Source organism: Streptomyces sp. NPDC044106 (genome assembly GCF_056433985.1).
In genome coordinates this window covers 42,952-68,739 of record NZ_JBWKFZ010000014.1, presented here as the reverse complement: position 1 = coordinate 68,739, position 25,788 = coordinate 42,952, and the positions used below count along the sequence as shown (strand labels likewise).

Genomic DNA, 25,788 nt, shown 5'->3' with positions numbered 1-25,788 from the left:
ACGCGCCTGAGAACACGGAGAGGACCGCCGCACCCATCAGTGCGACGGTCCTCGTTTCACGTGAAACATCCCTGGGGGAGTTCCGGCGACCCGCCGAGTCGCGCCCCAGCGGATTCGGCTCAGCCCCTCGGGCCGCGGATGAAGCCGCCGCCTCCGTCTTCGTTGCCCTCGTTGGCTCCACCACCGGCCGGATCATCCGTCGGGGGCGGTGACTGGCCACCGGGACCGCCGTCGACACCGCCCTGGCCGCCGCCTCCGTTCTGCTGCCCACCGTCTTGGTGGTTGCACTCCCAGTCGAGTGGCTCGCAGGTCTCCTCGGGGTCCGGCTCCTTCGTCGGAGGCTTCGTTGTCTCGGATTGCGAGGGGGTGGGCGAGGTCGTCTTCTCCGGCTCCTTGGTCTCCTCCGGTGCCTTGGTCTTCGTCGGGGGCGGAGTCTCACCGACGACCTGACCGATCGGCCCGGGCACAGGGAAGGGGATGGCGCGCTTGCCCTTGAGCGCCTGCTCCATGTAGTCCTGCCAGATCTGCGCGGGGAACGAGGCGCCGTGGATCTTCGCCTCACCTCCCGTGCCGAACATCTCCAGGAACTTGCGCTTCTTGTTGCTCTCGTCGTCGTCGAGCCGGTACATGCTCACCGCCGTCGAGAGCTGCGGGGTGTAGCCCACGAACCAGGCCGACTTGTTGCCGTCGGTCGTACCGGTCTTGCCGGCCACCTGGCGGCCGATGAGCTTGGCCGAGGTTCCGGTGCCCTTCTCGACGACGGTCCGCAGCACGTCGGTGACGTTGTCGGCGACCTCATCGCTGAAGGCCTGCTTGGTCTCCTTCTTGTGCCGGTAGACCGATTCGCCCCCGTGCTGGACCTCGGTGACGGAGTACGGATCGTTCTGCTTGCCGCTCGCCGCGAAGGTGGAGTACGCGCCGGCCATCCGGATCGCACTCGGTGACGAGGTGCCGAGCGAGAAGGACGGGTAGTTGGCGCTGGCCATGGACTGGTCGTCCTTGAGGCCGGCGGCCATGGCCGACTCCTTCACCTTGTACAGACCGACATCCATGCCGAGCTGCACGTAGGCCGAGTTGACCGACTCCCTCATCGCCTCGCGGAGGTCGATCTGGTAGCTAGGAGGGTTGTACGAACGGCCGCCGTCGTTCTTCTGGTTCCACTGCTGGCCCTCCCGGTCCGTCCAGATCGCGCCGTTGTACTTCTGGATCTTGAGCTCGTTCTTGCCGCTGTACAGGCTTTTCGGGTTCACGATGGTGCGTTCGCTGTCCGTCTGGACCTCGCCGAGGTCCGGGTTCCGCACGCCGTACTTGAAGGCCGCGGCCAGCACGAACGGTTTGTACGTCGAACCGACCTGCGCACCGGTCTGGTCAGCGTTGTTGGTGAAGTGCTTCGTCGCGTCCTCACCGCCGTAGATGGCCCTGATCGCGCCGTCCCCCGGGTCCACGGAGGCGCCACCGAACTGGACGTGGGTGTCCTTATCGGGCCGCAGCTTCGGCTTGATCTTCTCCTTGCGGACCTTGTTGACCGCCTTCTCGAGCTCCTTGACCTTCGTCCTGTCGAAGGTCGTGTGGATCTCGTAGCCGCCCTGCCGAAGCTGCTCGTCTGTGATGCCGGTGTTCCTGATGACGTACGCCTTGGCCAGGTCCACGAGGTAACCGGTCTGGCCGGCCAGGTCGATGTTGGACCGCGGGTTCTGCAGCTTCGGGAACTTGGTGTACTTGGCCCGTTCCTCGGCGGTCAGACGGCCGTCCTTGACCTCCTCGTCGAGGATCCACGCCCACCGCTTCTTGGCCCGGGCTGTGTTGTCCTGCGGGTTCGCCGAGGGGTCGATCTCGGGGTAGCCGGCCGGGTCGTAGTACGTGGCGCCCTTCAGGACGGTGGCGAGGAGAGCGCACTGGCTCGGGTCCAGGTCCTTGGCTTCCTCGTTGAAGTACGCCCGGGCCGCCGCCTGGATGCCGTACGCCCCACGCCCGTAATAGGCGGTGTTGAGGTACCCGGCCATGACGTCTTCCTTGGAGACCGTCCGGCCGACCTTTATCGAGATGAAGAGCTCTTTGAACTTACGGGTGAACGTCTGCGACTGGTCGCCCAGGCGCGCGTTCTTCACATACTGCTGGGTGATCGTGGAGCCACCCTGGGTCTGCCCACCCTTGGCCATGTTGACCAGGGCGCGGGTGATGCCCATCGGGTCGATGCCCTTGTCCTTCTCGAAGGACTTGTTCTCCGCCGACATGACGGCGAAGCGCATCTCATCGGGAATGTCGTCGTAATCGATGATCTGGCGGTTGCGCTCACCACCGGTCGCGACCATCTGCTTGCCGTCGGCCCAGTAGTAGACGTTGTTCTGCGCCTTGGCCGCCTTGTCGACCTCCGGCACATCCACCAGGGCGTACGAGATGCCGGCGACCGCCATCACACTGCCGAGGAAGCCCAGGAAGAGACCGGAAACCAAGCGCCAGGACGGGACCCAGCGCCGCGCGCCGTACTTGCCCGCGCGCGGGTAGTCGATGAACCGCTTCTTGCGGGGCGGCTCGGAGCCGCCACGGCCCCTGCCGCGCCCCGGACCGCTCGGGCCACCGGGTCCGCCACCGCCGCGGCGGCCACCACCGCCCGAGCGCCCGCCCCCCTCCGGCGCCCTGCGCCGGCCGCCGCTCGCACCGACCGAGCCGCTGCGCTGGGCGGCACGGCGGGCCTCGGCCCGGCCTCCGTAGGGACGGTCCCCGGCATCCGGGGCCCCTGATCCGGGCGCCCCATAAGAGGAAGAAGGCGATCCGGTGTCGCTTCGCGGTGCCGCGCGGCGGCCCGACGGCGCTGGTGGGGTGCCACGCCTGGCCGCGGCGCGTCCGCCACCCTGCGGCTGCGGCGGTTTGCGACGGTGCTCGCTCATCGAACGATTACTCCTCGGGCAGGCGCAGCTGTCCACGCCTGGAAACGGCGGCTGGTTTCCGGTCCCCCCGAAGTACGGATGCGCCCGTTCCGAAGCTCACCCGCACTACACCGGGGACGACGACGCCCCCTGGCGTCACATGGTTCCCGGTGGCATGCATGGCGCACAGACTACGCACCGTCAAAACCCTCGTAGAGCCGAAGTTCACCCCAAATCAGGCAAGTTACTTCCTACGAATCGGTGATGTGACGCCGTTCACCGTTCCCCCTCTTGTCTCAACCGGATCGCCGTTCTATCGTCTCGATGTATCGAGTCGATACATCAGCTCGGCATAAAGGCCGTACTGAGGGACCGCGGCAGTCGGGAGGCGAAGATGAGCAGGCGCTCCGGCATCCTGGAATTCGCTGTGCTCGGTCTGCTCAGAGAGTCCCCGATGCACGGCTATGAGCTGCGTAAACGACTCAATACGTCACTGGGAGTGTTCCGCGCCTTCAGCTACGGGACGCTCTACCCCTGCCTCAAGACGCTGGTCACCAACGGCTGGTTGATCGAGGAGTCGGGCAGCGCCCCTGACGACGCACTCGCAGCCCCGCTCGCAGGGCGTCGCGCCAAGATCGTCTATCGGTTGACGGCAGAAGGTAAGGAGCACTTCGAGGATCTGCTCTCGCAGACCGGCCCCGACGCATACGAGGACGAGCACTTCGCCGCCCGCTTCGCCTTCTTCGGGCAGACCTCGCGGGACGTACGGATGCGGGTGCTCGAGGGCCGCCGCAGCCGCCTCGAAGAGCGTCTGGAGAAGATGCGCGCTTCCCTGGCCCGTACCCGGGAGCGCCTGGACGACTACACGCTCGAACTTCAGCGGCACGGCATGGAGTCCGTGGAGCGCGAAGTGCGCTGGCTGAACGAGCTCATCGAGAGCGAGCGAGCGGGACGGGACCAGCAACGGCCCTCCGGCAGCTCCGCTCAGCAGAACAGCACATCTGGGGAGTCGGCGGGCCTGCCCCGGCGGCGGGAGACCAACCCGCCGCCGGATCCGTCCGATGACCCCACCAAGTGAGACCCAGCGTTCCGCGGGGTTTCATCCCGAATACCGAGATCACACAGGGAGCAACCGGAATGGGTTCGGTTCGCGTAGCCATCGTCGGCGTGGGCAACTGCGCCGCCTCGCTGGTCCAGGGCGTCGAGTACTACAAGGACGCCGACCCGGACGCCAAGGTCCCGGGCCTGATGCACGTCCAGTTCGGCGACTACCACGTCGGTGACGTCGAGTTCGTCGCCGCCTTCGACGTCGACGCGAAGAAGGTCGGCCTCGACCTGTCGGACGCCATCGGCGCCAGCGAGAACAACACCATCAAGATCTGCGACGTGCCGAACAAGGGCGTCTCCGTCCAGCGCGGTCACACCCTCGACGGTCTGGGCAAGTACTACCGCCAGACCATCGAGGAGTCCGACGAGGCTCCGGTCGACATCGTCCGGATCCTCAAGGACCGCAAGGTCGACGTCCTCGTCTGCTACCTGCCCGTCGGTTCCGAGGACGCCGCGAAGTTCTACGCGCAGTGCGCCATCGACGCCAAGGTCGCGTTCGTCAACGCTCTGCCGGTCTTCATCGCCGGCACCAAGGAGTGGGCCGACAAGTTCACCGAGGCCGGTGTCCCGATCGTCGGTGACGACATCAAGTCGCAGGTCGGTGCCACCATCACGCACCGCGTCATGGCGAAGCTGTTCGAGGACCGCGGTGTCCGCCTCGAGCGCACCATGCAGCTGAACGTCGGCGGCAACATGGACTTCAAGAACATGTTGGAGCGCGACCGCCTCGAGTCGAAGAAGATCTCGAAGACGCAGGCCGTCACCTCGCAGATCCCCGACCGCGAGCTGGGCGAGAAGAACGTCCACATCGGCCCGTCGGACTACGTCGCGTGGCTCGACGACCGCAAGTGGGCGTACGTCCGCCTCGAAGGCCGCGCCTTCGGCGACGTCCCGCTGAACCTGGAGTACAAGCTCGAGGTCTGGGACTCCCCGAACTCGGCCGGTGTCATCATCGACGCCCTGCGCGCCGCGAAGATCGCCAAGGACCGCGGCATCGGCGGCCCGATCCTCTCCGCGTCGAGCTACTTCATGAAGTCGCCGCCGGTCCAGTACTTCGACGACGAGGCCTACGCGAACGTCGAGAAGTTCATCAAGGGCGAGGTCGAGCGCTAAACAGCTCTCTCCTTGTCACGTGTCGAGGGTCCCCGGGCATGGCGCCCGGGGGCCTTCCTCATATGTGAGGCTGTGCCCCATGGCTGTCGTCGGTGACCTGCGGATACTGCTGCGACTGCGGGATTTCCGGCGGCTGCTCGCCGTACGGCTGCTCTCCCAGGGAGCCGACGGCGTCTACCAGGTCGCACTCGCCACCTACGTCGTCTTCTCCCCGGAGAAGCAGACCTCACCGGCGGCGATCGCCTCCGCCATGGCGGTGCTGCTCCTGCCCTACTCGCTCATCGGGCCCTTCGCCGGGGTCCTGCTCGACCGCTGGCAGCGCCGACAGGTCTTTCTGTACGGCAACCTCCTGCGGGCTGCCCTGGCCTCGCTGACCGCCGTGCTCATGCTGAGCGGTGTCCCCGACTGGCTCTTCTACATCTCCGCCCTCTGTGTCACCGCCGTCAACCGCTTCGTCCTGGCCGGGCTCTCGGCCGCGCTGCCACGCGTCGTCGACGCCGACCGCCTGGTCATCGCCAACTCCCTCTCGCCAACCGCAGGGACGCTCGCCGCGACCGTGGGCGGCGGCATGGCCTTCGCGGTCCGCCTGGTGGGATCGGACTCGGACGCGGCGGTGGTCCTCCTCGGCGCCGCCTTGTACCTCTGCGCCGCGCTCGCCTCACTGCGCATGGCGCGCGACCTGCTCGGCCCCGATCCGGAGCTGGTGCCGCCACGGCTCTCCGCCGCGCTGGCCGGGACGGCGCGCGGGCTGAGAGGGGGAGTACGACACCTGACGCAGCGCCCCGCGGCCGCGCGTGCGCTGGCCGCGATGACGATGATGCGGTTCTGCTACGGCGCGCTGACGGTCATGGTCCTGATGCTGTGCCGGTACGCCTGGTCGTCGACGGAGTCCGACGGGCTCGCGCTGCTCGGCCTGGCCGTTGGGGCCTCAGGGGCGGGGTTCTTCGTGGCGGCCCTGGTGACGCCGGCGGCGGTGGGGCGGCTGGGAGCGGGCGGCTGGATGGTCGCCTGCGCGGGAACGGCCGCGGTCCTGGAACCAGCTCTCGGCCTCCTCTTTGAGCCCGTCCCTCTGCTCGTCGCCGCCTTCGTCCTCGGCGTGACGACCCAGGGCGCGAAGATCGCCACGGACACGGTGGTGCAGTCCGCGGTGGACGACGGCTTTCGCGGTCGGATCTTCTCCGTCTACGACGTGCTTTTCAACGTCGCGTTCGTGGGCGCCGCGGCAGTGGCCGCCCTGATGCTGCCGCCCGACGGCCGGTCGGTGCCGCTGGTGGTCACGGTGGCTCTGGTCTACGCGGCGGTTGCTGGAGCTATGGCCCGGTTTGACGCGCAATAAGTGTCACATCAGTGCCACAGAGCCCCTCTGAGCTTCAGAGTTGTCCCCGCACCCCGATAACTTACGGGCGTCGTATTCGCGCCATCGCGCTTCCGTTCGAGGGGGACCCCCAAAGTGACCACTCCGCCGCCCCAGGGCCAGCTGCCGTACCCGCCCCAGGGCCAGAACCCCTATGGCCAGCCCCAGGGCGGCGCTCCGGCCCCGTACGGCCAGCAGGCCCCCACGGCTCCCTACCCGGCCCACCAGGGCCAGCCGGGCCAGCCGGGAATGCCGCAGCAGCCGTACCCGCCCTACAACCAGGGTGGCCCCGTCCCCCCGCCGGCCGCTCCTCGTGGAGGGCGTGGCAAGAAGCTGTTCCTGCGGATCGGCGGATTCATCCTGGTGGCGATCCTCATAGCCGTCGGCAAGTCGATGCTCAACAAGAGCGACGCGGAGACCACCTCGGTCGGCAGCTGCATGCACAACGAGGGCACGCAGTTCACGCCGGATCTCAAGGAGGTCGACTGCTCCTCGAGCGACTCCGAGTTCAAGGTCGTCGAGAAGTTCGACGACACCAGTGACAGCAAAAAGTGCGAGGCCGTCAAGACCTCTGAGATCGCCTACTACCAGAGCGGCAAGGGCCACAACGTGGTGCTCTGCTTGAAGAAGACCAAGTAGGAGCCCGCCGAGGGGCCGCTGTTTCACGGTTTCACGTGAAACAGCGGCCCCTCGGCGTATTCGGGTGCGATGGGTGTTTCACGTGAAACACCTACCGAATCGTCCCCGTTCTGAGGCCTCAGCTCTGCGCGGCCCACCACTCCTTGAGCGCCGCCACCGCCGCTTCCCGCTCCATCGGCCCGTTCTCCAGGCGCAGCTCCAGCAGGAACTTGTACGCCTTGCCGATCACCGGGCCCGGCTTCACATCCAGGATCTCCATGATGTCGTTGCCGTCGAGGTCGGGGCGGATCGAGTCCAGCTCCTCCTGCTCCTGGAGGCGGGCGATGCGCTCCTCCAGGCCGTCGTACGCACGCGACAGGGCGTTCGCCTTGCGCTTGTTGCGCGTCGTGCAGTCCGACCGGGTCAGCTTGTGCAGACGCTCCAGGAGCGGGCCCGCGTCGCGTACGTAGCGACGTACGGCCGAGTCCGTCCACTCTCCCGTGCCGTAGCCGTGGAAGCGCAGATGGAGCTCCACCAGGCGGGAGACGTCCTTCACAAGCTCGTTGGAGTACTTGAGAGCCGTCATCCGCTTCTTGACCATCTTGGCGCCGACCACCTCGTGGTGGTGGAAGGAGACCCGGCCGTCGCTCTCGAAGCGCCGGGTCCGCGGCTTGCCGATGTCGTGCAGCAGCGCCGCGAGCCGCAACGTCAGGTCGGGGCCGTCCGTCTCCAGGGCCATCGCCTGCTCGAGGACGATCAGCGAGTGGTCGTACACGTCCTTGTGGCGGTGGTGCTCGTCCCGCTCCAGACGCAGCGCAGGCAATTCGGGCAGGACCCGCTCGGCGAGCCCGGTCTCGACGAGGAGAGCGAGGCCCTTGCGCGGGTGTGCGGAGAGGAGCAGCTTGTTCAATTCGTCCCGCACGCGCTCCGCGGAGACGATGTCGATGCGCTCGGCCATCGCCTTCATCGCCGCGACGACGTCGGGAGCCACTTCGAAGTCCAGCTGCGCGGCGAAGCGCGCGGCCCGCATCATCCGCAGCGGGTCGTCCGAGAACGACTCCTCAGGGGTGCCCGGAGTACGCAGCACGCGCTCCGCGAGGTCTTCGAGACCGCCGTGCGGGTCGATGAACTCCTTCTCGGGGAGAGCAACCGCCATCGCGTTCACGGTGAAGTCACGACGGACGAGATCCTGCTCGATCGAGTCGCCGTAGGACACCTCAGGCTTGCGCGAGGTCCTGTCGTACGCCTCCGAGCGGTACGTCGTGACCTCGACCTGGAAGCTCATATCAGTGTCTTCGACGCGGGCGTCCTTCTGGCAGCCGACCGTGCCGAAGGCGATCCCGACCTCCCACACCGCGTCGGCCCACGGCCGCACGATCTTCAGTACGTCCTCGGGGCGGGCGTCGGTCGTGAAGTCCAGGTCACTGCCGAGCCGGCCCAGAAGGGCGTCCCTGACCGAGCCACCGACCAGGGCGAGGGAGAACCCGGCCTCCTGGAAACGGCGGGCGAGGTCGTCCGCGACAGGGGACACACGCAGCAGTTCGCTGACCGCGCGGCGCTGCACCTGGCTCAGTGCGCTGGAATTGTCTTCATTGGCGTTCGGCACAACAGAAAAGGGTACGTGCCCCCGGCGCCCCCGGCCGACCCGATTCCGCCCCGGCCCCGAAGGGCTCCCACCGCCGCTCCGGCCGGTCTCCCGATCACGTGGAGCAGTCCGCGGCACTTCGCCCCGGCGCGCATCGTTACCATGCGTGGACGCACAACCGACGACCACTGACGACGAGGGACGGGCGAACGCGTGGCCGAGGCGGCAGACTTCCCGGGGACAAGCCCCTCACCTGCCCGCCGGTGGCTGCGGCGCACCGCAGCACTGCTGGTGGGTGCCCCTATGCTGGCCGGCCTCCTGCAGGTCCCGGCGGGGCCCGCGGCGCATGCCACCGGGACAAGCGCGAAAGCCGGCACGGCCGTGCCGAGCGCGAAGGCCGACGCGACCGGATCGCGCACCGTCGACGTCTCTGTGGACTCGCTCACCCCCACGGCTCCCGGCGAGGGCGACACGCTCACCGTGTCGGGCACGGTCACCAACAACGGCAAGCAGCCGGTGACCCAGGCGCAGGTCGGTCTGCGCGTCGCGCCGCTCAATTCCCGGAGTTCCATCGACAGCGCCGCGCAGCGCACGGGGTATCAGCCCGGGTCAGAGGGCACGGAGGTCGGCGGAAAGTACGTCGACAAGTTCAGCAGGCTCGCTCCGGGGGTGCGGCAGGACTTCAGCATCTCCGTACCGGTCAAGGAGCTGCCTCTGGGCGTCGACGGCGTCTATCAGCTGGGGGTCGCCCTCACCGGCCAGACCGCCGCCCAGCCGTACGCCCAGGTGCTGGGCATCAAGCGCACGTTCCTGCCATGGCAGCCCGGTGCCGCGGGCACGAAGACCAAGACCACGTACCTGTGGCCGCTCATCTCCGCCAACCACCTCACCGCGAAGACCGGCTCCGACGAGCAGCAGACGCCTGTCTTCAAGAACGACGACCTGGCCGAGGAACTGGCAACGGGCGGGCGCCTGGAACAGCTCCTGTCCCTCGGCAGCGGCCTGGACGTCACCTGGGTCATCGATCCGTACCTGCTCGCCTCGGTCGAGGCGATGACGAAGAGCTACCGGATCGAGAACCCCGACGGGAAGACCAGCAGGGCGGGCAAGCACCAGGCGGTCGCCAACCAGTGGCTCAACAACCTCCAGTCCGCCGTCAAGGGCAAGAAGGTCGTCGCGCTGCCCTTCGCCGACCCCGACCTCGCATCCCTCGCCCACACCGGCAAGGCGGTCACCGGCTCGCTCGGCCACCTCAAGGAAGCCACTGATGTGGGGGCCAAGACGGTACAGACGATCCTCCAGGTGAAGCCGAGCACGGACTTCGCATGGCCGGCGGACGGGGCGATCGATCCGTCGATCGTCGATGTCGCCACCTCCGCGGGTGCCCACACGGTGATCACGCGCAGCGACAGCATGCGCGAAACGAACGACCTGCCGTACTCGCCGACCGCGGCCCGGCCCATTGGTGGCGGCACGACCGCGGTGGTGGCCGACGCGCGCCTCTCGACGGCCTTCCAGGGCGACATGTCGGAGGCCGAGAACTCCACGCTCGCCGTCCAGGAGTTCCTCGCCCAGAGCCTGATGCTCAATCTTCAGGACCCGGACAGGCAGCGGAGCATCGTCATCGCCCCGCAGCGCATGCCGTCGGCCAGTCAGGCCCAGACCATGCAGAAGGCCCTCTCGGCCCTCGCCGACGAGAAGTGGTCGCAGCCCGAGGACCTGACCGCCGCGGCGAAGGCGAAGCCGGACCCGCAGGCCACCACCCGGGTCCCGTCCGCCGGGGCGTACCCCGCGTCGCTGCGCAGGCAGGAGCTGACGCAGCAGTCGTTCGAGAGCATCCAGAACACCCAGAACCGGCTCGAACGCTTCCAGGTGATCCTCGACGAGAAGGACCGCGTGGTCACCCCCTTCGGGAGGGCCATAGACCGTGAGATGTCGACGTCCTGGCGCGGGCACCCGCGGGAGGCGAAGGCCTACCAGGACAGCGTCTGGGCGTACCTGAACGGCCTCACCCAACAGGTGTCCCTGATCCAGCGGGCCGACGCGAAGCTCTCCGGCCGCAGCGCCACCATCCCGGTGTCCGTGCAGAACAACCTGGTGCAGGGCGTCGATCACCTGACCCTGCGGCTGTCCTCGAGGAACCCCACGCGTCTCAAGATCGGCGGCGGGCAGTTCGAGGAGAAGCCGATCAAGATCGCGGGCGGCCACTCCCAGTCCGTGAAGTTCACGACCACGGCGAACGCCAACGGCCCGGTGCCGGTCTACGCCCAGCTGTACACGGAGGACGGGGAGCCCTACGGCGACGCCGTGCGCTTCGAGGTCAACGTCACAGAGGTCACCCCTACGGTGATGCTCGTCATCGCCGGCGGCCTTCTGCTGCTCGTGCTGGCCGGATTCCGGATGTACACGCAGCGCAAGCGCGCGGCCCGGAAACAGGCCCAGGAAGGCCCGGGTGAGGGCCCTGACGACGGCCCGGAGGGTGAAACCGGCACCGAGCCGGGGGAGGACGGCCCCGAGCAGCCGAGTGACCCGACACCGGACACCGCCCCGGAAAGCACCGACCCGTCGGACACGGGTGAGAGAGTGGACCGTTGAGCGATGTCGTGGCCCGTGGGCCCGGGGACGATGAGGTGGGGTAACCATGAACGCGCCGTACGACGGTGACCGTGGCCAGGGCACGGGCGGTTCCGCCTCGCCCGAGGGCCCACCGCCCGGCTCCCCCGAGCACGGGCAGGTGCCACCGCAGCCCGCGCCGGACATGTATCTCCAGGACGCCTACGACCAGGATCCCTACCGGGCGCAGGACCTCTCCGCCCAGGACCCCGTGACCGAGGCGCTCTACGACCGCGCGGCACATCCCCCGCCGCCGCCCGGCACCTACCCGCAGCAGCCGCTCTACGCTCAGCCACCCACCTCGCAGTACGCACCCGACCCCCGCAGGTGGGCGCAGACCCCGGCCCCCGAGCCGGAGGGGCCGACCCGCCACCTCCCGTACGGTGACGATGCCCGGACAACGCAGTTCGTGGGCGTCGACGACCTGGTCACCCAGGCGGGCGAGGAGCGCCACGAGCCGGACGCCTTCGCTCATCTCTTCCGCGACCAGCAGCCCGGTGGCTACCAGGGCCGGCACGCCGGCTACCAGCAGGACGCGTACCCCCAGAGTGGTTATCAGCAGGACGCTCATCCCCAAGGCGGCTATCAGCAAGGCGGATATCAGCAGGGCGGCTACCAGCAGGGTGCCTATCAGCAGAGTGGCTACCCCCAGGGGGAGTATCCCCAGGACAACGGCTACCCCCAGGGCGACGGCTATCAGCAGAGCCAGGGTTATCCGCAGGGCGCCGGCTACCAGCAGCCCGCGGCCGGGGGCTATCCGCCCGTCGGCGAGCAGCCCGTCGTTCCGGCACCGGCAGCCGACCCCACCCCGCCGCCGCCCGCACCCGCACCCGCACCCGCCGCCAAGTCGGGCGGCCGCGCGTCGAGCCTGCTGAAGTCCAGCGCCGTCATGGCGGCGGGCACGCTCGTCTCGCGCCTCACCGGCTTCATCCGCTCCGCCCTGATCGTCTCGGCGCTCGGCGTCGGCCTGCTCGGCGACACCTTCCAGGTCGTCTACCAGATTCCGACGATGATCTACATCCTCACCGTCGGCGGCGGTCTCAACTCCGTGTTCGTACCGCAGCTGGTGCGCTCCATGAAGGAGGACGAGGACAGCGGCGAGGCGTACGCCAACCGTCTGCTGACCCTCGTCACGGTCGCGCTCGGCGTGCTCACCGTCCTCGGCATCGTGCTGGCCCCCCAGCTGGTGCGGATGATGTCTGTCCCGGTCGCCGATGACGCGGCGGCCACCGATGTCGGCACCACGCTGCTGCGGTACTTCCTGCCCTCGATCTTCTTCATGGGCGTGCACGTGGTGATGGGGCAGATCCTCAACGCGCGCGGCAAGTTCGGCGCGATGATGTGGACCCCGGTCCTCAACAACATCGTCATCATCTTCACGCTCGGCATGTTCATCTGGGTGTACGGCACGTCAGAGACATCCGGCATGACCGTCACCAGCATCCCTCCGGAGGCCGAGCGCCTCCTCGGTATCGGTGTCCTTCTCGGTCTCGTCGTCCAGGCCCTGGCGATGATCCCGTACCTGCGCGAGACCGGGTTCAGTCTGCGCCCGCGCTTCGACTGGCGCGGACACGGCCTGGGCAAGGCCGCCAAGCTCGCCAAGTGGACGATCCTGTTCGTCCTTGCCAACCAGGCGGGCGCCCTCGTCGTCACCCAGCTGGCCACCGCGTCCACCGTCGACCTGCCCTCGACTAGCGGCATCGGCTTCGCCGCCTACGCCAACGCGCAGCTCATCTGGGGCCTCCCGCAGGCCATCATCACGGTCTCACTGATGGCGGCCCTGCTGCCCCGGCTCTCCCGTTCCGCACAGGACGGGGACACCGGCTCCGTTCGCGACGACATCTCCCAGGGGCTGCGCACGACGGCGGTCGCGATCGTTCCGATCGCCTTCGGATTCGTCGCGCTCGGCATCCCCATGTGCACCCTGATCTTCGGCTCTTCGGGCAGCGCCCAGGCCACCAACATGGGCTTCATGCTGATGGCCTTCGGCCTCGGCCTCATCCCGTACTCCGTGCAGTACGTCGTGCTCCGCGCGTTCTACGCCTACGAGGACACCCGGACGCCCTTCTACAACACGGTGATCGTCGCTGCCGTGAACGCCGCCGCCTCAGCGGCCTGCTACGTGGTTCTGCCCACCCGCTGGGCGGTGACCGGCATGGCCGCCGTCTACGGTCTCGCGTACGCCATCGGCGTGGGCGTCGCCTGGCGCAGGCTGCGCAAGCGCCTCGGCGGTGACCTGGACGGTGCCCATGTCCTGCGTACCTACGCTCGTCTGGGCATTGCCGCGCTGCCCGGGGCGGTGCTCGGCGGCGGCGCCGCGTACATGGTCACCAAGGCGCTCGGCCAGGGCGTCATCGGGTCGCTGGGGGCGCTCATCGCCGGAGGCGTGGTGCTGCTCGGCGTCTTCTTCATCGCCGCGAAGCGCATGCGTATCGCGGAGCTCAACTCGATGGTCGGCATGGTCCGCGGCCGTCTCGGTCGCTGAGATGGTCGGCCTCGCACAACCATCGTCGGCCACCGTGTGTCGTGCATAGCGCCAGACTGTGGGCACAATTGGCTTTGGCGTCTGACGAAGCGCAACGGATGGGGAGGCAGGAACGACGGTGGCAGAACGGAGCACGGCTGCCGTCGACGTGGCAGACAACAGCGGTGATGAGCCGCTGACCGCCAAGGCGGAGCAGGCCACGGCCGACGGGGTGGCCCAGACCCGGGAGCGGGACACGGCAGCAGAAGAAGACGGGGCGGAGAACGACAAGCCCACGAGCCGCGGGGCGTCCGCACCCCCAGAACTGCACAGTGGCCACAAACTCGCCAGACGCTACCGACTCGAAGAGTGCGTCACCCGTCTGGACGGTTTCAGCAGCTGGCGCGCGGTCGACGAGAAGCTCCGGCGTGCCGTCGGCGTGCATCTCCTGCCTGCCGACCATCCGCGGGCACGCTCGGTTCTCGCCGCGGCCCGTTCCTCGGCGCTGCTCGGCGACCCACGTTTCGTGCAGGTCCTGGACGCGGTGGAGGAGAACGACCTCGTCTACGTGGTCCATGAGTGGCTGCCGGACGCCACGGAGCTCACCACGCTCCTGGCTGCGAGTCCGCTCGAGGCACACGACGCCTACCAGCTCGTCAACCAGGTCTCCCAGGCCATGGCCGCGGCCCACCGGGAGGGCCTCGCACATCTGCGGCTGGCTCCCAGCGCCGTGCTGCGCACCTCCACCGGGCAGTACCGCATCCGCGGTCTCGCCGTGAACGCCGCGCTGCGTGGCATCAGCTCCGAGACCCCTCAGCGCGCCGACACGGAAGCCATCGGTGCTCTCCTGTACGCCTCGCTGACGCAGCGCTGGCCGTACGAGGATGATGCGTACGGCCTCTCCGGGCTCCCCAAGGACGTCGGTCTCATCGCCCCCGACCAGGTGCGCGCGGGCGTCCATCGTGGGCTTTCCGAGCTCGCCATGCGCGCGCTCGTCAATGACGGTGCGACCGCGTCCCGCCAGGACCCTCCGTGCACGACGCCGGAGGAACTGGTGAAGGCGATCGGCGAGATGCCCCGCATCCGCCCGCCGGAGCCCGTGTTCACCGCGCCCCCCGAGTACCAGCGCACCACGTACCAGCAGGGCACGTACGGTCGTCCCGCGGCCCATCCGGGAGTCACTCAGCCCGTACCGACACCCCCGCCTCCGCTGCAGAGCCGTACCGGCAAGGTCCTCAAGTGGGGGGTTTCCGCGCTGCTCATCGCCGCGCTGGGCCTGGGCAGCTGGCAGCTGGCGGACGCGCTGATGAAGCGCGAGAACTCCAACGACTCCGGCACGTCGCACACCACCGGAGGCGGCGGCGACAAGGGCCAGCCCAAGCCCATGAAGCCGATCCAGATCAAGGGGGGCCAGGAGCTGGTCCTGAAGGGCAGCGCCCAGGCCCCGGGGGACGTCCCCAAAACCTATGACAATGACCCGTCCACGCTCTGGCGCACCAAGACGTTCAACGAGGGACCACGTCTTGCCCCGTACAAGCCCGGTGTAGGTATCGTCTACGACCTCGGATCGGAACGAGATGTGTCGGAGGCGTCGGTGGCCCTTCGCTATGGGGGCGACCACACCACGGTCGAGCTGTACGCCACGGACTCGCTGATCCCTTCGACGGACATCAAGTCCATGAAGAAGATCGGTGCCGCCACCACATCGGGCAAGACGGCGACGATCAAGGCCAGGAAGCCCGTGAAGTCGCAGTACGTACTCCTCTGGATCACCGACGTGCCGAACTCCGGGCAGGACGGGTACTACCAGGCGGGATACAAGCAAGCCATCACGGACGTGAAGCTCAGGGGCTGAAGAAGCGGCCCGCCACGGCTCTGGGGGAGGGGGTTCGGCGATGGACGGCACCGCGCACGGTGACCTGAGCGACAAGGACCTCCTCGCCCGTCACGTCGCCGGTGACAAGGACGCCTTCGGTGAGCTCGTGCGGCGTCATCGTGACCGGTTGTGGGCGGTGGCGCTGCGCACTCTCGGGGACCGTGAGGAGGCGGCCGACGCGGTGCAGGACGCCCTGGTCTCCGCCTACCGCGCGGCACACACCTTCCGCGGGCAGTCCGCAGTGACGACGTGGCTGCACCGGATCACCGTGAACGCCTGCCTCGACCGGGCTCGCAAGGCGGCCTCGCGCAAGACCTCTCCCATCGACGACGCCGAGCGCCTTGAGCAGCTCCTGGAGCCCGAGGAATCAGCGGCCGCCCCGGTCGAGCGCGACGACCTGCACCGGGAGCTCCAGGAGGCGCTGGGCACCCTCCCCCATGACCAGCGTGCCGCACTCGTCCTGGTCGACATGCAGGGCTACCCGGTGGCGGAGGCGGCCCGCGTCCTGGACGTCCCCACCGGCACGGTCAAGAGCCGCTGTGCACGCGGCAGAGCCAGACTGCTGCCGCTCCTCACTCATCTGCGTACGGAGCCCCCTCCGAGTGACGCGGACAGCGACGACGCCGACGATGGCAAGAGGCCCGGCACGGGAAGGAACCGGACGCAGGGGGCATCCGTCCCACCGGCAGCGGGACCACGAGATACGGGATCGAGCGATTCAGCTGCTGTGAAGGGCGGAGGTGGGCGAGCGTGACAACCACGACCGACTCGGACGGGCACCCGGACGTCGCGGAGATCGCCGATCTGAGCGAGGGCTTGCTCCCCCCGTCACGCACGAGCGACGTACGAGGGCATCTGGACGGCTGTGAACTCTGCGCAGACGTCTACGCCTCCCTGGAGGAGATCCGCGGCCTGCTCGGCACTCTCCCCGGCCCACCGCGGATGCCGGACGATGTCGCCGGTCGCATCGACGCGGCACTGGCGGCCGAAGCGCTGCTGGACGCCAACACCTCCGAAGACCTTGCCCCGGAGGATGTGGTCTCCGAGTCCGCAGCCGCTCCTTCGCCTCCTGCCGCCGCACGTGTTTCACGTGAAACAGCGTCCGCCCCTGCTCTCTCCGGAGCAACCGACAGGCCCGCAGGACACCCCCGTGCTGCCACCGGCCCAGGGCGCGGTAGCCGTCTGCGAACCACGCGGAGGCGTACGACGGTGCTAGGTGCTGTCTTCACGGCGGCTGCCATCGGCCTGGGGACCCTGCTGATCCAGACCATGGGCGGTGACCCGGAGACGACGGGAGCGGCCCAGAAGCACAAGGACTCCGCGAACTCCTTCTCCGAAGGAAAGCTCGAAGGACAGATAGCCGCTCTCCTCGACAAGAGCAGCGTCAAAGAGCCCCCGGGGAAGTCAGAGGTCTCCACGCCGTCCTTCGACACACGCTCCAGCCCGAATTCCCCGGAGAAGAACTCTCCGCTGAAGGCGGTCCAGGTGCCCGAGTGCATCCAGCGCGGCATCGGCGACAGGACGCCGCTCGCTGCCGAGCAGGGTTCGTACGAAGGCAAGCGCGCCTACCTCGTCGTGGTGCCCCATGCCTCCGACAGCACCAAGGTCTCCGCGTACGTCGTCGATGCCGCCTGTGTGGGCAGGTCCTCGCCCGCCGCAGGCAGGGTTCTCATGACGCACACGTACTCGCAGGGCTGACCCCCGCAGGCTTTTTGCCGCGCTGCCCGGTAGGCGCTCGACGCCGCTGCCAGCGGTCTTGTGGCACATGGCACTCTTCCTTCTGCCGTGCTTCCGTGCGCTCGGCCATGTCGGGGAATGCATGCCCCGTAGGATCCGTTGGGTGGGGTGAGAGCCCTGAGACGGGCCCCACCAGCACTACGCAGCAGTCCCCAGAGACGAGGAATCAAGCCGTGACCGACGTCCGTAACGTGATCATCATCGGCTCCGGGCCCGCCGGCTACACGGCGGCGCTCTACACCGCGCGCGCGTCGCTGAAGCCGCTGGTGTTCGAGGGCGCCGTCACCGCCGGCGGTGCGCTGATGAACACCACCGAGGTGGAGAACTTCCCCGGCTTCCAGGACGGCGTCATGGGCCCTGAGCTCATGGACAACATGCGGGCTCAGGCCGAGCGCTTCGGTGCCGAGCTCGTGCCCGACGATGTCGTCGCCGTCGACCTCAGCGGTGAGATCAAGACCGTGACGGACACCCAGGGCAACGTACACCGCGCGAAGACCGTCATCGTCACGACCGGTTCGCAGCACCGCAAGCTGGGCCTGCCGAACGAGGACGCCCTGTCCGGCCGCGGTGTCTCCTGGTGCGCCACCTGCGACGGCTTCTTCTTCAAGGACCAGGACATCGCCGTGATCGGTGGCGGTGACACCGCGATGGAGGAGGCCACCTTCCTCTCGCGCTTCGCCAAGTCCGTGACGATCGTGCACCGCCGTGACACCCTGCGTGCCTCCAAGGCGATGCAGGAGCGCGCCTTCGCCGACCCGAAGATCTCGTTCATCTGGGACAGCGAGGTCGCCGAGATCAAGGGCGACCCGAAGCTCGAGGGTCTGACGCTGCGCAACCTCAAGACGGGTGAGACCTCCGAGCTGCCGGTGACGGGCCTCTTCATCGCGATCGGCCACGACCCGCGCACCGAGCTCTTCAAGGGTCAGCTCGAGCTGGACGACGAGGGCTACCTGAAGGTCGACGCGCCCTCGACGCGGACCAACCTGACCGGTGTCTTCGGCGCCGGTGACGTGGTCGACCACACGTACCGTCAGGCGATCACGGCAGCCGGCACCGGCTGCTCCGCCGCTCTCGACGCCGAGCGCTTCCTGGCGGCGCTGTCCGACGCCGAAGCCGCTGAGCCGGAGAAGACCCCCACCGCCAGCGTCTGATTTCGACTCCACCCACGCAACACCCCGAGTAACGAGGAGCCCCGCAGTGGCCGACAGCAACCTGAAGCAGGTAACGGACGCCTCCTTCGAGGAGGACGTCCTCAAGAGCGACAAGCCCGTACTGGTGGACTTCTGGGCCGCCTGGTGCGGCCCGTGCCGCCAGATCGCGCCCGCCCTGGAGGCGATCGCGGCCGAGCACGGCGACAAAATCGAGGTCGTCAAGCTCAACATCGACGAGAACCCGGGCACGGCCGCCAAGTACGGCGTCATGTCCATCCCGACGCTGAACGTGTACCAGCACGGTGAGGTCGCCAAGACCATCGTCGGTGCCAAGCCGAAGGGCGCCATCGAGAAGGACCTGGCGGACTTCATCGCCGAGTAATCAGCGTCGATGTTTCACGTGAAACACGAATGGACCAGTCCCTCCGCAGGGCTGGTCCATTCGTCTTTCGGCTAACCTCAGGGGTTCGTGCGTCTAGGACCTCATCCGACTCCTGTGGTCACAACGGCCGGAGGACGGGTTCCTTCTGCACCGCTCCCAGCAGTCGGTCGAGCGCCATCTCGACGTCCTCCTTCCAGGAGAGCGTCGTGCGCAGTTCGAGCCTCATCCTCGGATAGGCAGGATGCGGGCGGACCGTCTTGAAGCCCACCGCCAGAAGATGCTCCGCGGGAAGCACACACGCCGGCTTCTCCCACCGCGCGTCCCCGAACGCTTCGATGGCCTTGAACCCCCGCCGCAGCAGATCCTTCGCGACCGTCTGGACAATTACTCGGCCCAGCCCCTGCCCCTGGTAGCCGGGCATGATCCAGGCCGTCATCAGCTGAACGGCGTCGGGAGAAACAGGGCTCGTGGGAAATGCCGTGGAGCGCGGTACGTACGCCGGAGGCGCGTAGAGAACGAATCCGACCGGCACGTCGTCGACGTAGACGACTCGGCCGCAGGACCCCCACTCCAGCAGGACGCCGGAGATCCACGCCTCCTTCTCCAGCTCCGCGGTGCCGGTCTTTACCGCGGCCTGGCCACTGACCGGGTCCAGCTCCCAGAAGACGCACGCCCGGCACCGATTGGGGAGATCCGGGAGGTTGTCCAGTGTGAGCGGTACGAGCCGACGCCCCATGAAGGCGGTTCCTCACTTCCCTCGGCCGCCGCGCTGCGGGCGGCTGCCAGAGCGCTGTGTTCCCTGATCAGGCTGCCGACGAAGCCGCCGACCGCTCCCAGCCCGAGGCCTGCGGTCATCAGTCCGGTGCGGCCCATCGATCGCATGGCCCCTGCCTCCCCTATGAGGTGCCGTCAGGTGGATGCGCCATACCTGAACGCATCGTATCCACGATGTGATTGCACCGAAACCGTAGGAAAGCAAAGAGCGGGCCGTGTTCCGGTACACACCGGACACGGCCCGCTCTCGCAGTGCCGACCTACGAGGCTCAGCCCTTGCCGTTCTCGGACGCGTCTTCCGAGTTCACCTCGGCAAGCCCGTTCTTCAGCACCGGCCCTTCGCCCGGGGCGAGTGAGCTGAGGATGCGCTCCAGGTCCTCCAGAGAGGCGAAGTCAACGACGATCTTCCCCTTCTTCTGACCGAGGTCCACCCGGACCCGCGTCTCGAATCGGTCCGAGAGCCGGGTGGCGAGCTTGTTCAGCGCCGGCGAGACCAGGGCGCCGGCACGCGGCCCCTTGGCCTTCGGAGCGCGCTGTGGCCGCGAACCCATGAGGGTCACGATCTCCTCGACAGCACGCACCGAGAGACCTTCGGCCACGATGCGGAGCGCGAGCCGGTCCTGCTCCTCCGAGTCCTCGACGGAAAGCAGCGCACGGGCATGCCCTGCGGAGAGGACCCCGGCAGCGACCCGGTTCTGCACCGTCGGCGAGAGCTTCAGCAGTCGCAGCGTGTTGGAGACCTGCGGGCGGGACCGGCCGATGCGGTCGGCCAGCTGGTCATGCGTGCAGTTGAAGTCCTTGAGCAACTGGTCGTAGGCCGCAGCCTCTTCCAGCGGATTCAGCTGGGCCCGGTGCAGGTTCTCGAGCAACGCGTCCAGAAGGAGCTTGTCGTCCTCCGTTGCCCGCACGATGGCGGGGATGCGCTCCAAACCGGCTTCCCGGCAGGCTCGCCAGCGCCGCTCGCCCATGATGAGCTCATAGCGCGCGGGACCCACCTGCCGTACGACGACCGGCTGGAGCAGGCCGACCTCCTTGATGGAGGTCACCAGCTCGGCGAGAGCGTCCTCGTCAAACACCGCTCGCGGCTGCTGCGGATTGGGCGTGATGACGTCCAGCGGCAGCTCGGCGAAGTGTGCGCCAGCGACTGTCTCCGGCACCTCCATGGACTGCTGGGGCGGCTCCGCTGTTTCACGTGAAACAGGTGCAACAGGGCTCTGGGGAAGCGACGTCACCTTCGCGGCCGCCACGCCGCGCTCGGCAGTCAGTACCGGAACTGCCGAGGGAGAGGTCGAGGGTCCCGCGCTGTGCGAGGGCTGCTTCTCCGTCGGGGCTGCAGGAATCAGGGCACCGAGGCCTCGGCCCAATCCCCTCCGTCGTTCGCTCACTGCATCCCCTCCGTCATGCTGTGCTGGTCTTTCTGAGCGCCCATGTGGGCGTGCTGGACGTCGTAGTGCACTCCGACTCCCCGCAGTGCGATCTCTCGCGCCGCTTCGAAGTAGGAGAGGGCACCGCTCGATCCCGGATCGTAGGTGAGCACCGTCTGGCCGTAGCTGGGGGCCTCGGAGATGCGAACCGATCGCGGAATGCTCGTCCGCAGGACCTCTTCACCGAAGTGGCTGCGCACCTCGTCCGCCACCTGGGAGGCAAGACGGGTCCTGCCGTCGTACATGGTGAGCAGGATCGTCGACACGTGCAGGTTCGGGTTGAGGTGGCCCCGTACCAGGTCGACGTTGCGCAGAAGCTGACCGAGCCCTTCCAGCGCGTAGTACTCGCACTGGATCGGGATCAGCACCTCCGCGCCCGCCACCAGCGCGTTGACCGTCAGAAGGCCGAGGGACGGCGGGCAGTCGATGAGGATGTAGTCCAACGGCTGCTCGTACGCCTGGATCGCCCGCTGCAGTCGGCTCTCCCGCGCCACCAGTGACACCAGCTCGATCTCCGCACCGGCGAGATCGATGGTGGCCGGGGCGCAGAAGAGTCCTTCGACATCAGTCACCGGCTGGACGACGTCGGAGAGCGGCTTGCTCTCGACCAGGACGTCGTAGATGGACGGTACTTCGGCGTGATGGTCGATACCGAGAGCCGTGGAGGCGTTTCCCTGCGGGTCTAGGTCGATCACCAGGACGCGGGCACCGTGCAGAGCGAGCGAGGCGGCGAGATTGACGGTCGTCGTCGTCTTGCCCACTCCGCCCTTCTGGTTGGCGACCACCATGACGCGGGTCTGCTCGGGACGCGGCAGACCTTCGCCTGCGCGGCCAAGCGCTTCCACAGCCAGTTGGGCAGCACGACCGATGGGGGTGTCGTCCATCGGGGGCGGTGTTTCACGTGAAACATCCTCCCCCGCCGACTCGGTACGGGGACCGGGGACCGGATCGGTCATCGGTCCCGCGATGTTGGCGTCGGACCGCAAGGATTCACTCTCCTCGACATCAGGCTCGCAATGAACAGAGCCTCCCATGCTTTGAGGGTCATGAACCAGCGAGGCCGGGTCTTCTGTGGACGAATCCACCTCTGTGGACAACTCCGTGCCCTTATCGAGGGAACCGAGTGGTCGGCGGTCGCGAGGTTCCGCAGCGCGGCCGCGACTGATGATGCCATGCAGCAGTGAGCGACGTTTCACGTGAAACACGATGCACGGCAGCCGGGGTGCCGCTGGCGCGACACCCCGGTATGCGTACGTTTGACAGCTTTTGTGGAGTACGGCTCGTCGTCAGGACGGATCAACAACGGCAGCCGGAGCGTTCATCGGCGACGACGAGTACGGCCGGTGCGAGCGGCCTTGGCCCGCTTGGCCGCGAAACGTACACCGCCGGGGCTCTCCCCGACCTCGACGCGGACAACCGTGGACTGCGGGTCCACCACGCCCTGACCGACGTGCAGCACCGAGGTGCCCACCGCGCCGAGCTTGCTCAGGGCAGCACCCGCCGCCTTGACCTCCTCCTCGGCGGTATCGCCCTTCAGGAGCAGCATCTGCCCGTACGGGCGGAGCAGCGGTACGCCCCAGGCCGCCAGGCGGTCCAACGGTGCGACGGCCCGCGCGGTCACCACGTGGACCGGCGGCAGCTTGCCGAGGACTTCCTCAGCGCGCCCCCGCACAACTGTCACATGGTCGAGACCGAGCAGCTCCACGACCTCGTTGAGGAAGTTCGTACGCCGCAGCAACGGCTCAAGGAGCGTGATCTTCAGGTCCGGCCGGACTAGGGCCAGCGGGATACCCGGCAGCCCGGCGCCCGAGCCGACATCGCACACGCTGACGTTCTCGGGCACGACCTCGGACAGCACGGCGCAGTTCAGCAGGTGCCGTTCCCACAGCCGTGGCACCTCGCGCGGGCCGATCAGTCCCCGCTGCACTCCCGCATCGGCCAGCAGTTCCGCGTACCGGACCGCGTCCGAGAAGCGATCGCCGAAAACCGTCCGGGCCTCTTCCGGCGCCGGGGGGAGCTCCGCTGCCTCCGTCACGGGGACCGTCCTTCCGTACCGCACTGGGGGTGGCTGTCTATCAGGCTGACAAAGATCGGCCCCGCCTGCGAGCAGACGGGGCCAGGAGACGCTGTGCCGGTCAGGCAGGGAGTACGACGACGAAGCGCTGCGGCTCCTCGCCCTCGGACTCGCTGCGCAGGCCGGCGGCCTTGACCGCGTCGTGCACGACCTTGCGCTCGAACGGCGTCATCGGCTCGAGCTTGGTCGGCTCGCCGGAGCTCTTCACCTCGGCCGCGGCCTTGGCGCCCAGCTCCGAGAGCTCCTCGCGCTTCTTGGCGCGGTAACCCGCGATGTCCAGCATCAGGCGGCTGCGGTCGCCGGTCTCGCGGTGGACGGCGAGACGCGTGAGCTCCTGGAGAGCTTCCAGGACCTCGCCGTCACGCCCGACCAGCTTCTGCAGATCGCGGCTGCTGGAGTCGCTGATGATCGAGACAGCGGCCCGGTCGGCCTCGACGTCCATGTCGATGTCGCCGTCGAGGTCGGCGATGTCGAGCAGACCCTCGAGGTAATCCGCCGCGATCTCACCCTCCTGCTCGAGGTGGGTGAGGGTGTCGCCGGCCTCAGCTGCGGCGGAGGTGGTGGTGCCTTCCGTCACTGGATGGGCTCCTTCTACTTCTTGGAGGACGGGTGCTTGGGCCGCTGCTGGCCCTTGCGCTGCTGTCCCGACTTGGCTCGGCTGCGCTGACCGGCGCCGGGCTGATTGCCCTGGCTGCCCTGCTTGCTGGCGCCACCGGTCGGCTTGGTCTTGGGGGCGTCGTCCTCGGGCTCGGCCTCGGTCTTCTCCAGCGAAGTCTTCGTCTCGGAGGAGACATCGGCCTTGGTGGCACCGGCCGCCGCCTGCGTCGTGGCGGACTGACGCTTGGACTTGCTCTGGCGCTTGGGCTGTTGGCGCTTCGCGGCGCCGCCGACAGGAGTGCCGTCCTCGGTCTCGGTGACGACGGCGGTGTCAGCCTCCACCACGGTGCCGTCGGCCTGGGCCGAGAGGCCCGCCTTGGTCAGACCGTTGATGAACTTGCGCTCGAACTCGTTGCGGTCGCGGCCCTTGGCGACGATCGCCTTGATGACGTTCGTGTTGCCACGACCCCGCACCTTCTTGGTGTGCGTGATCTGCTTCTGCAGGCGCTCCAGGAACGCGGCCTGGGCCTTGGAGCCCGGAGTCGGGTTGCGGCGGATCACGAACATCTGCTGGCCCATGGTCCACACGTTGGTGGTCAGCCAGTAGACGAGGACACCGACCGGGAAGTTGATGCCGAAGACGGCGAACATGACCGGGAAGACGTACATCAGCATCTTCTGCTGCTGCATGAACGGCGTCTTGACCGTGGTGTCCACGTTCTTCGTCATCAGCTGGCGCTGCGTGAAGAACTGCGACGCCGACATCATGATGATCATGATCGCGGTGACGACCCGGACATCCGTCAGAGTGGCACCGAGGGAGGCGACCTTGTCCGCGCTGTCGGTGAACTTCGCCGCCAGCGGGGCGCCGACGATGTGCGCCTTACGCGCGCTCTCCAGGAGCTGATCGTCGATGACGCCGATCGTCTTGCCGGTCGCGATGCCGTTGAGCACGTGGTACAGGGCGAAGAAGAACGGCGACTGCGCCAGGATGGGAAGGCACGAGGAGAGCGGGTTGGTACCCGACTCCTTGTACAGCTTCATCATCTCTTCGGACTGGCGCTGCTTGTCGCTCTTGTAGCGCTCCTGGATCTTCTTCATCTCGGGCTGCAGCGTCTGCATCGCCCGAGTCGCCTTGATCTGCTTCACGAAGAGCGGAATCAGGCAGATCCGGATCAGAATCACCAGGGACACGATGGACAGACCCCAGGCCCAGCCCGTGTCGGGACCGAAGATCTTCCCGTACACCGAGTGGAACTGGACGATGACCCACGAAACTGGTGTCGTGATAAAGCTGAAGAGACTGGCAATCGTGTCCACTAATCAAGCTCCTTGAGCATGGGACGGGGTCTCGGTCTCGGCAGCCGTTCCCGGGGGAAGGTCCCCGGTCGGCGCACCTGCGGCGGAGGGCCCGCCCTTGCGTTCGCGCCAGGCAGCGCGCAGCATCTCGTGCCACCGCGGACGCTTGCGCGGCGGAACATGGTCGACACCACCGAGCGACCACGGGTTGCACCGCAGGATGCGCCAGGCAGTGAGCGCCGTTCCCTTGATCGCACCGTGCCGGTCGATGGCCAGGTAGCCGTAGCGGGAACACGACGGGTAGTACTTGCACACCGGGCCCAGAAGCGGACTGATCGTCCACTGGTACAGCTTGATCAGAGCCAGCAGCGGGTACTTCATCGCGCGCCCCCTCCCAGCAACCGCTCCAAGGCGGCATCCAGGTCTCGGGCCAGCTGTGCATGGTCGGCGTCGCCCGCTCCGGGCAGCGCTCGTACTACTACCAGGCTACCGGGGGGCACCTTGGCCAACCGGTCGCGCATCAGATGACGCAGTCTGCGCTTCACGGTGTTGCGTACGACCGCGATGCCCACGGCCTTGCTGACGACGAAACCCGCACGTGTCGGGGGAGAGCTCTCCCCTGGCACGTGCGGGTCCGTTGCGCCGCTACGTAGATGGACGACGAGAAGCGGGCGTCCGGCCCGGCGTCCTCGGCGTACCGCGGTCGCGAAGTCTTCGCGCCGCCTCAGCCGATGCTCGGTAGGCAGCACGACG

General features: G+C 67.9%; 21 protein-coding genes. 11 read left to right on the top strand and 10 right to left on the bottom strand.

Features of this window, described 5'->3' with window-relative positions; genetic code table 11:
* Positions 1 to 119: 119 nt before the first annotated feature.
* A complete protein-coding gene (locus tag AC07DI_RS25595; RefSeq protein ID WP_478906243.1) occupies positions 120 to 2,888 on the bottom strand; it encodes a transglycosylase domain-containing protein in 2,769 nt (922 codons plus the stop codon).
* A gap of 373 nt (positions 2,889 to 3,261) precedes the next feature.
* Here AC07DI_RS25595 and AC07DI_RS25590 point away from each other — a divergent pair, with 373 nt between their 5' ends.
* The 4 genes from AC07DI_RS25590 (at position 3,262) to AC07DI_RS25575 (ending at position 7,080) form a co-directional block, all read left to right on the top strand.
* Entirely contained in the window at positions 3,262 to 3,945 is a 684-nt protein-coding gene (locus tag AC07DI_RS25590) for a PadR family transcriptional regulator (protein ID WP_384254399.1), read from the top strand.
* A gap of 59 nt (positions 3,946 to 4,004) precedes the next feature.
* The gene (locus tag AC07DI_RS25585; RefSeq protein WP_478906242.1) at positions 4,005 to 5,087 is read left to right on the top strand and encodes an inositol-3-phosphate synthase; all 1,083 of its coding nucleotides are present in this window, start codon (positions 4,005 to 4,007) and stop codon (positions 5,085 to 5,087) included.
* A 79-nt stretch (positions 5,088 to 5,166) separates the two neighbouring features.
* On the top strand, positions 5,167 to 6,423 hold the full coding sequence (locus AC07DI_RS25580) for an MFS transporter (RefSeq protein WP_384254395.1): 1,257 nt from the start codon (positions 5,167 to 5,169) through the stop codon (positions 6,421 to 6,423).
* A 114-nt stretch (positions 6,424 to 6,537) separates the two neighbouring features.
* On the top strand, positions 6,538 to 7,080 hold the full coding sequence (locus AC07DI_RS25575) for an LppU/SCO3897 family protein (protein ID WP_478906241.1): 543 nt from the start codon (positions 6,538 to 6,540) through the stop codon (positions 7,078 to 7,080).
* Positions 7,081 to 7,198: 118 nt separating this feature from the next.
* On the opposite strand, the gene AC07DI_RS25570 is transcribed toward AC07DI_RS25575, so the two are convergent.
* A complete protein-coding gene (locus AC07DI_RS25570; protein ID WP_478906240.1) occupies positions 7,199 to 8,665 on the bottom strand; it encodes a CCA tRNA nucleotidyltransferase in 1,467 nt (488 codons plus the stop codon).
* 192 nt (positions 8,666 to 8,857) lie between these two features.
* Here AC07DI_RS25570 and AC07DI_RS25565 point away from each other — a divergent pair, with 192 nt between their 5' ends.
* The 7 genes from AC07DI_RS25565 (at position 8,858) to trxA (ending at position 18,867) form a co-directional block, all read left to right on the top strand.
* Positions 8,858 to 11,239, top strand: a complete 2,382-nt coding sequence (locus tag AC07DI_RS25565; RefSeq protein ID WP_478906239.1) for a DUF6049 family protein — start codon at positions 8,858 to 8,860, stop codon at positions 11,237 to 11,239.
* A gap of 46 nt (positions 11,240 to 11,285) precedes the next feature.
* The gene (gene murJ, locus AC07DI_RS25560; RefSeq protein WP_478906238.1) at positions 11,286 to 13,742 is read left to right on the top strand and encodes a murein biosynthesis integral membrane protein MurJ; all 2,457 of its coding nucleotides are present in this window, start codon (positions 11,286 to 11,288) and stop codon (positions 13,740 to 13,742) included.
* Between the two features lie 118 nt (positions 13,743 to 13,860).
* Positions 13,861 to 15,576 carry a protein kinase family protein gene (locus AC07DI_RS25555; protein ID WP_478906237.1) on the top strand — a complete coding sequence of 572 codons (1,716 nt, stop codon included), beginning with the start codon at positions 13,861 to 13,863 and terminating at the stop codon, positions 15,574 to 15,576.
* A gap of 40 nt (positions 15,577 to 15,616) precedes the next feature.
* Positions 15,617 to 16,351 carry an RNA polymerase sigma factor SigM gene (gene sigM / locus AC07DI_RS25550; RefSeq protein ID WP_478906236.1) on the top strand — a complete coding sequence of 245 codons (735 nt, stop codon included), beginning with the start codon at positions 15,617 to 15,619 and terminating at the stop codon, positions 16,349 to 16,351.
* Positions 16,348 to 17,295 carry a hypothetical protein gene (locus tag AC07DI_RS25545; protein WP_478906235.1) on the top strand — a complete coding sequence of 316 codons (948 nt, stop codon included), beginning with the start codon at positions 16,348 to 16,350 and terminating at the stop codon, positions 17,293 to 17,295. The genes sigM and AC07DI_RS25545 overlap by 4 nt, the downstream gene beginning before the upstream one ends.
* Before the next feature lie 212 nt (positions 17,296 to 17,507).
* Entirely contained in the window at positions 17,508 to 18,485 is a 978-nt protein-coding gene (gene trxB, locus AC07DI_RS25540; RefSeq protein WP_478906234.1) for a thioredoxin-disulfide reductase, read from the top strand.
* A 46-nt stretch (positions 18,486 to 18,531) separates the two neighbouring features.
* Complete coding sequence (gene trxA, locus AC07DI_RS25535; RefSeq protein WP_478906233.1) at positions 18,532 to 18,867, top strand: thioredoxin; 336 nt, start codon at positions 18,532 to 18,534, stop codon at positions 18,865 to 18,867.
* 118 nt (positions 18,868 to 18,985) lie between these two features.
* Here trxA and AC07DI_RS25530 read toward each other — a convergent pair whose 3' ends face one another.
* From AC07DI_RS25530 to rnpA, 8 genes are all read right to left on the bottom strand, one after another.
* Positions 18,986 to 19,603: a GNAT family N-acetyltransferase gene (locus AC07DI_RS25530; protein WP_384252533.1), complete on the bottom strand. Its 618-nt coding sequence runs from the start codon at positions 19,601 to 19,603 to the stop codon at positions 18,986 to 18,988.
* A gap of 307 nt (positions 19,604 to 19,910) precedes the next feature.
* Positions 19,911 to 21,026, bottom strand: a complete 1,116-nt coding sequence (locus tag AC07DI_RS25525; RefSeq protein ID WP_478906232.1) for a ParB/RepB/Spo0J family partition protein — start codon at positions 21,024 to 21,026, stop codon at positions 19,911 to 19,913.
* On the bottom strand, positions 21,023 to 22,099 hold the full coding sequence (locus tag AC07DI_RS25520) for a ParA family protein (protein WP_384252527.1): 1,077 nt from the start codon (positions 22,097 to 22,099) through the stop codon (positions 21,023 to 21,025). The genes AC07DI_RS25525 and AC07DI_RS25520 overlap by 4 nt, the downstream gene beginning before the upstream one ends.
* Positions 22,100 to 22,383: 284 nt before the next feature.
* Complete coding sequence (gene rsmG / locus AC07DI_RS25515) at positions 22,384 to 23,100, bottom strand: 16S rRNA (guanine(527)-N(7))-methyltransferase RsmG (RefSeq protein ID WP_384252524.1); 717 nt, start codon at positions 23,098 to 23,100, stop codon at positions 22,384 to 22,386.
* Positions 23,101 to 23,200: 100 nt separating this feature from the next.
* Entirely contained in the window at positions 23,201 to 23,716 is a 516-nt protein-coding gene (locus tag AC07DI_RS25510) for a Jag family protein (protein ID WP_384252522.1), read from the bottom strand.
* Between the two features lie 14 nt (positions 23,717 to 23,730).
* A complete protein-coding gene (gene yidC, locus AC07DI_RS25505) occupies positions 23,731 to 25,056 on the bottom strand; it encodes a membrane protein insertase YidC (RefSeq protein WP_384252519.1) in 1,326 nt (441 codons plus the stop codon).
* A gap of 3 nt (positions 25,057 to 25,059) precedes the next feature.
* Positions 25,060 to 25,416, bottom strand: coding sequence for a membrane protein insertion efficiency factor YidD (gene yidD / locus AC07DI_RS25500; RefSeq protein WP_384252516.1), 357 nt, complete (start codon positions 25,414 to 25,416; stop codon positions 25,060 to 25,062).
* Complete coding sequence (gene rnpA / locus AC07DI_RS25495) at positions 25,413 to 25,784, bottom strand: ribonuclease P protein component (protein ID WP_384252513.1); 372 nt, start codon at positions 25,782 to 25,784, stop codon at positions 25,413 to 25,415. The genes yidD and rnpA overlap by 4 nt, the downstream gene beginning before the upstream one ends.
* Positions 25,785 to 25,788: the final 4 nt, after the last annotated feature.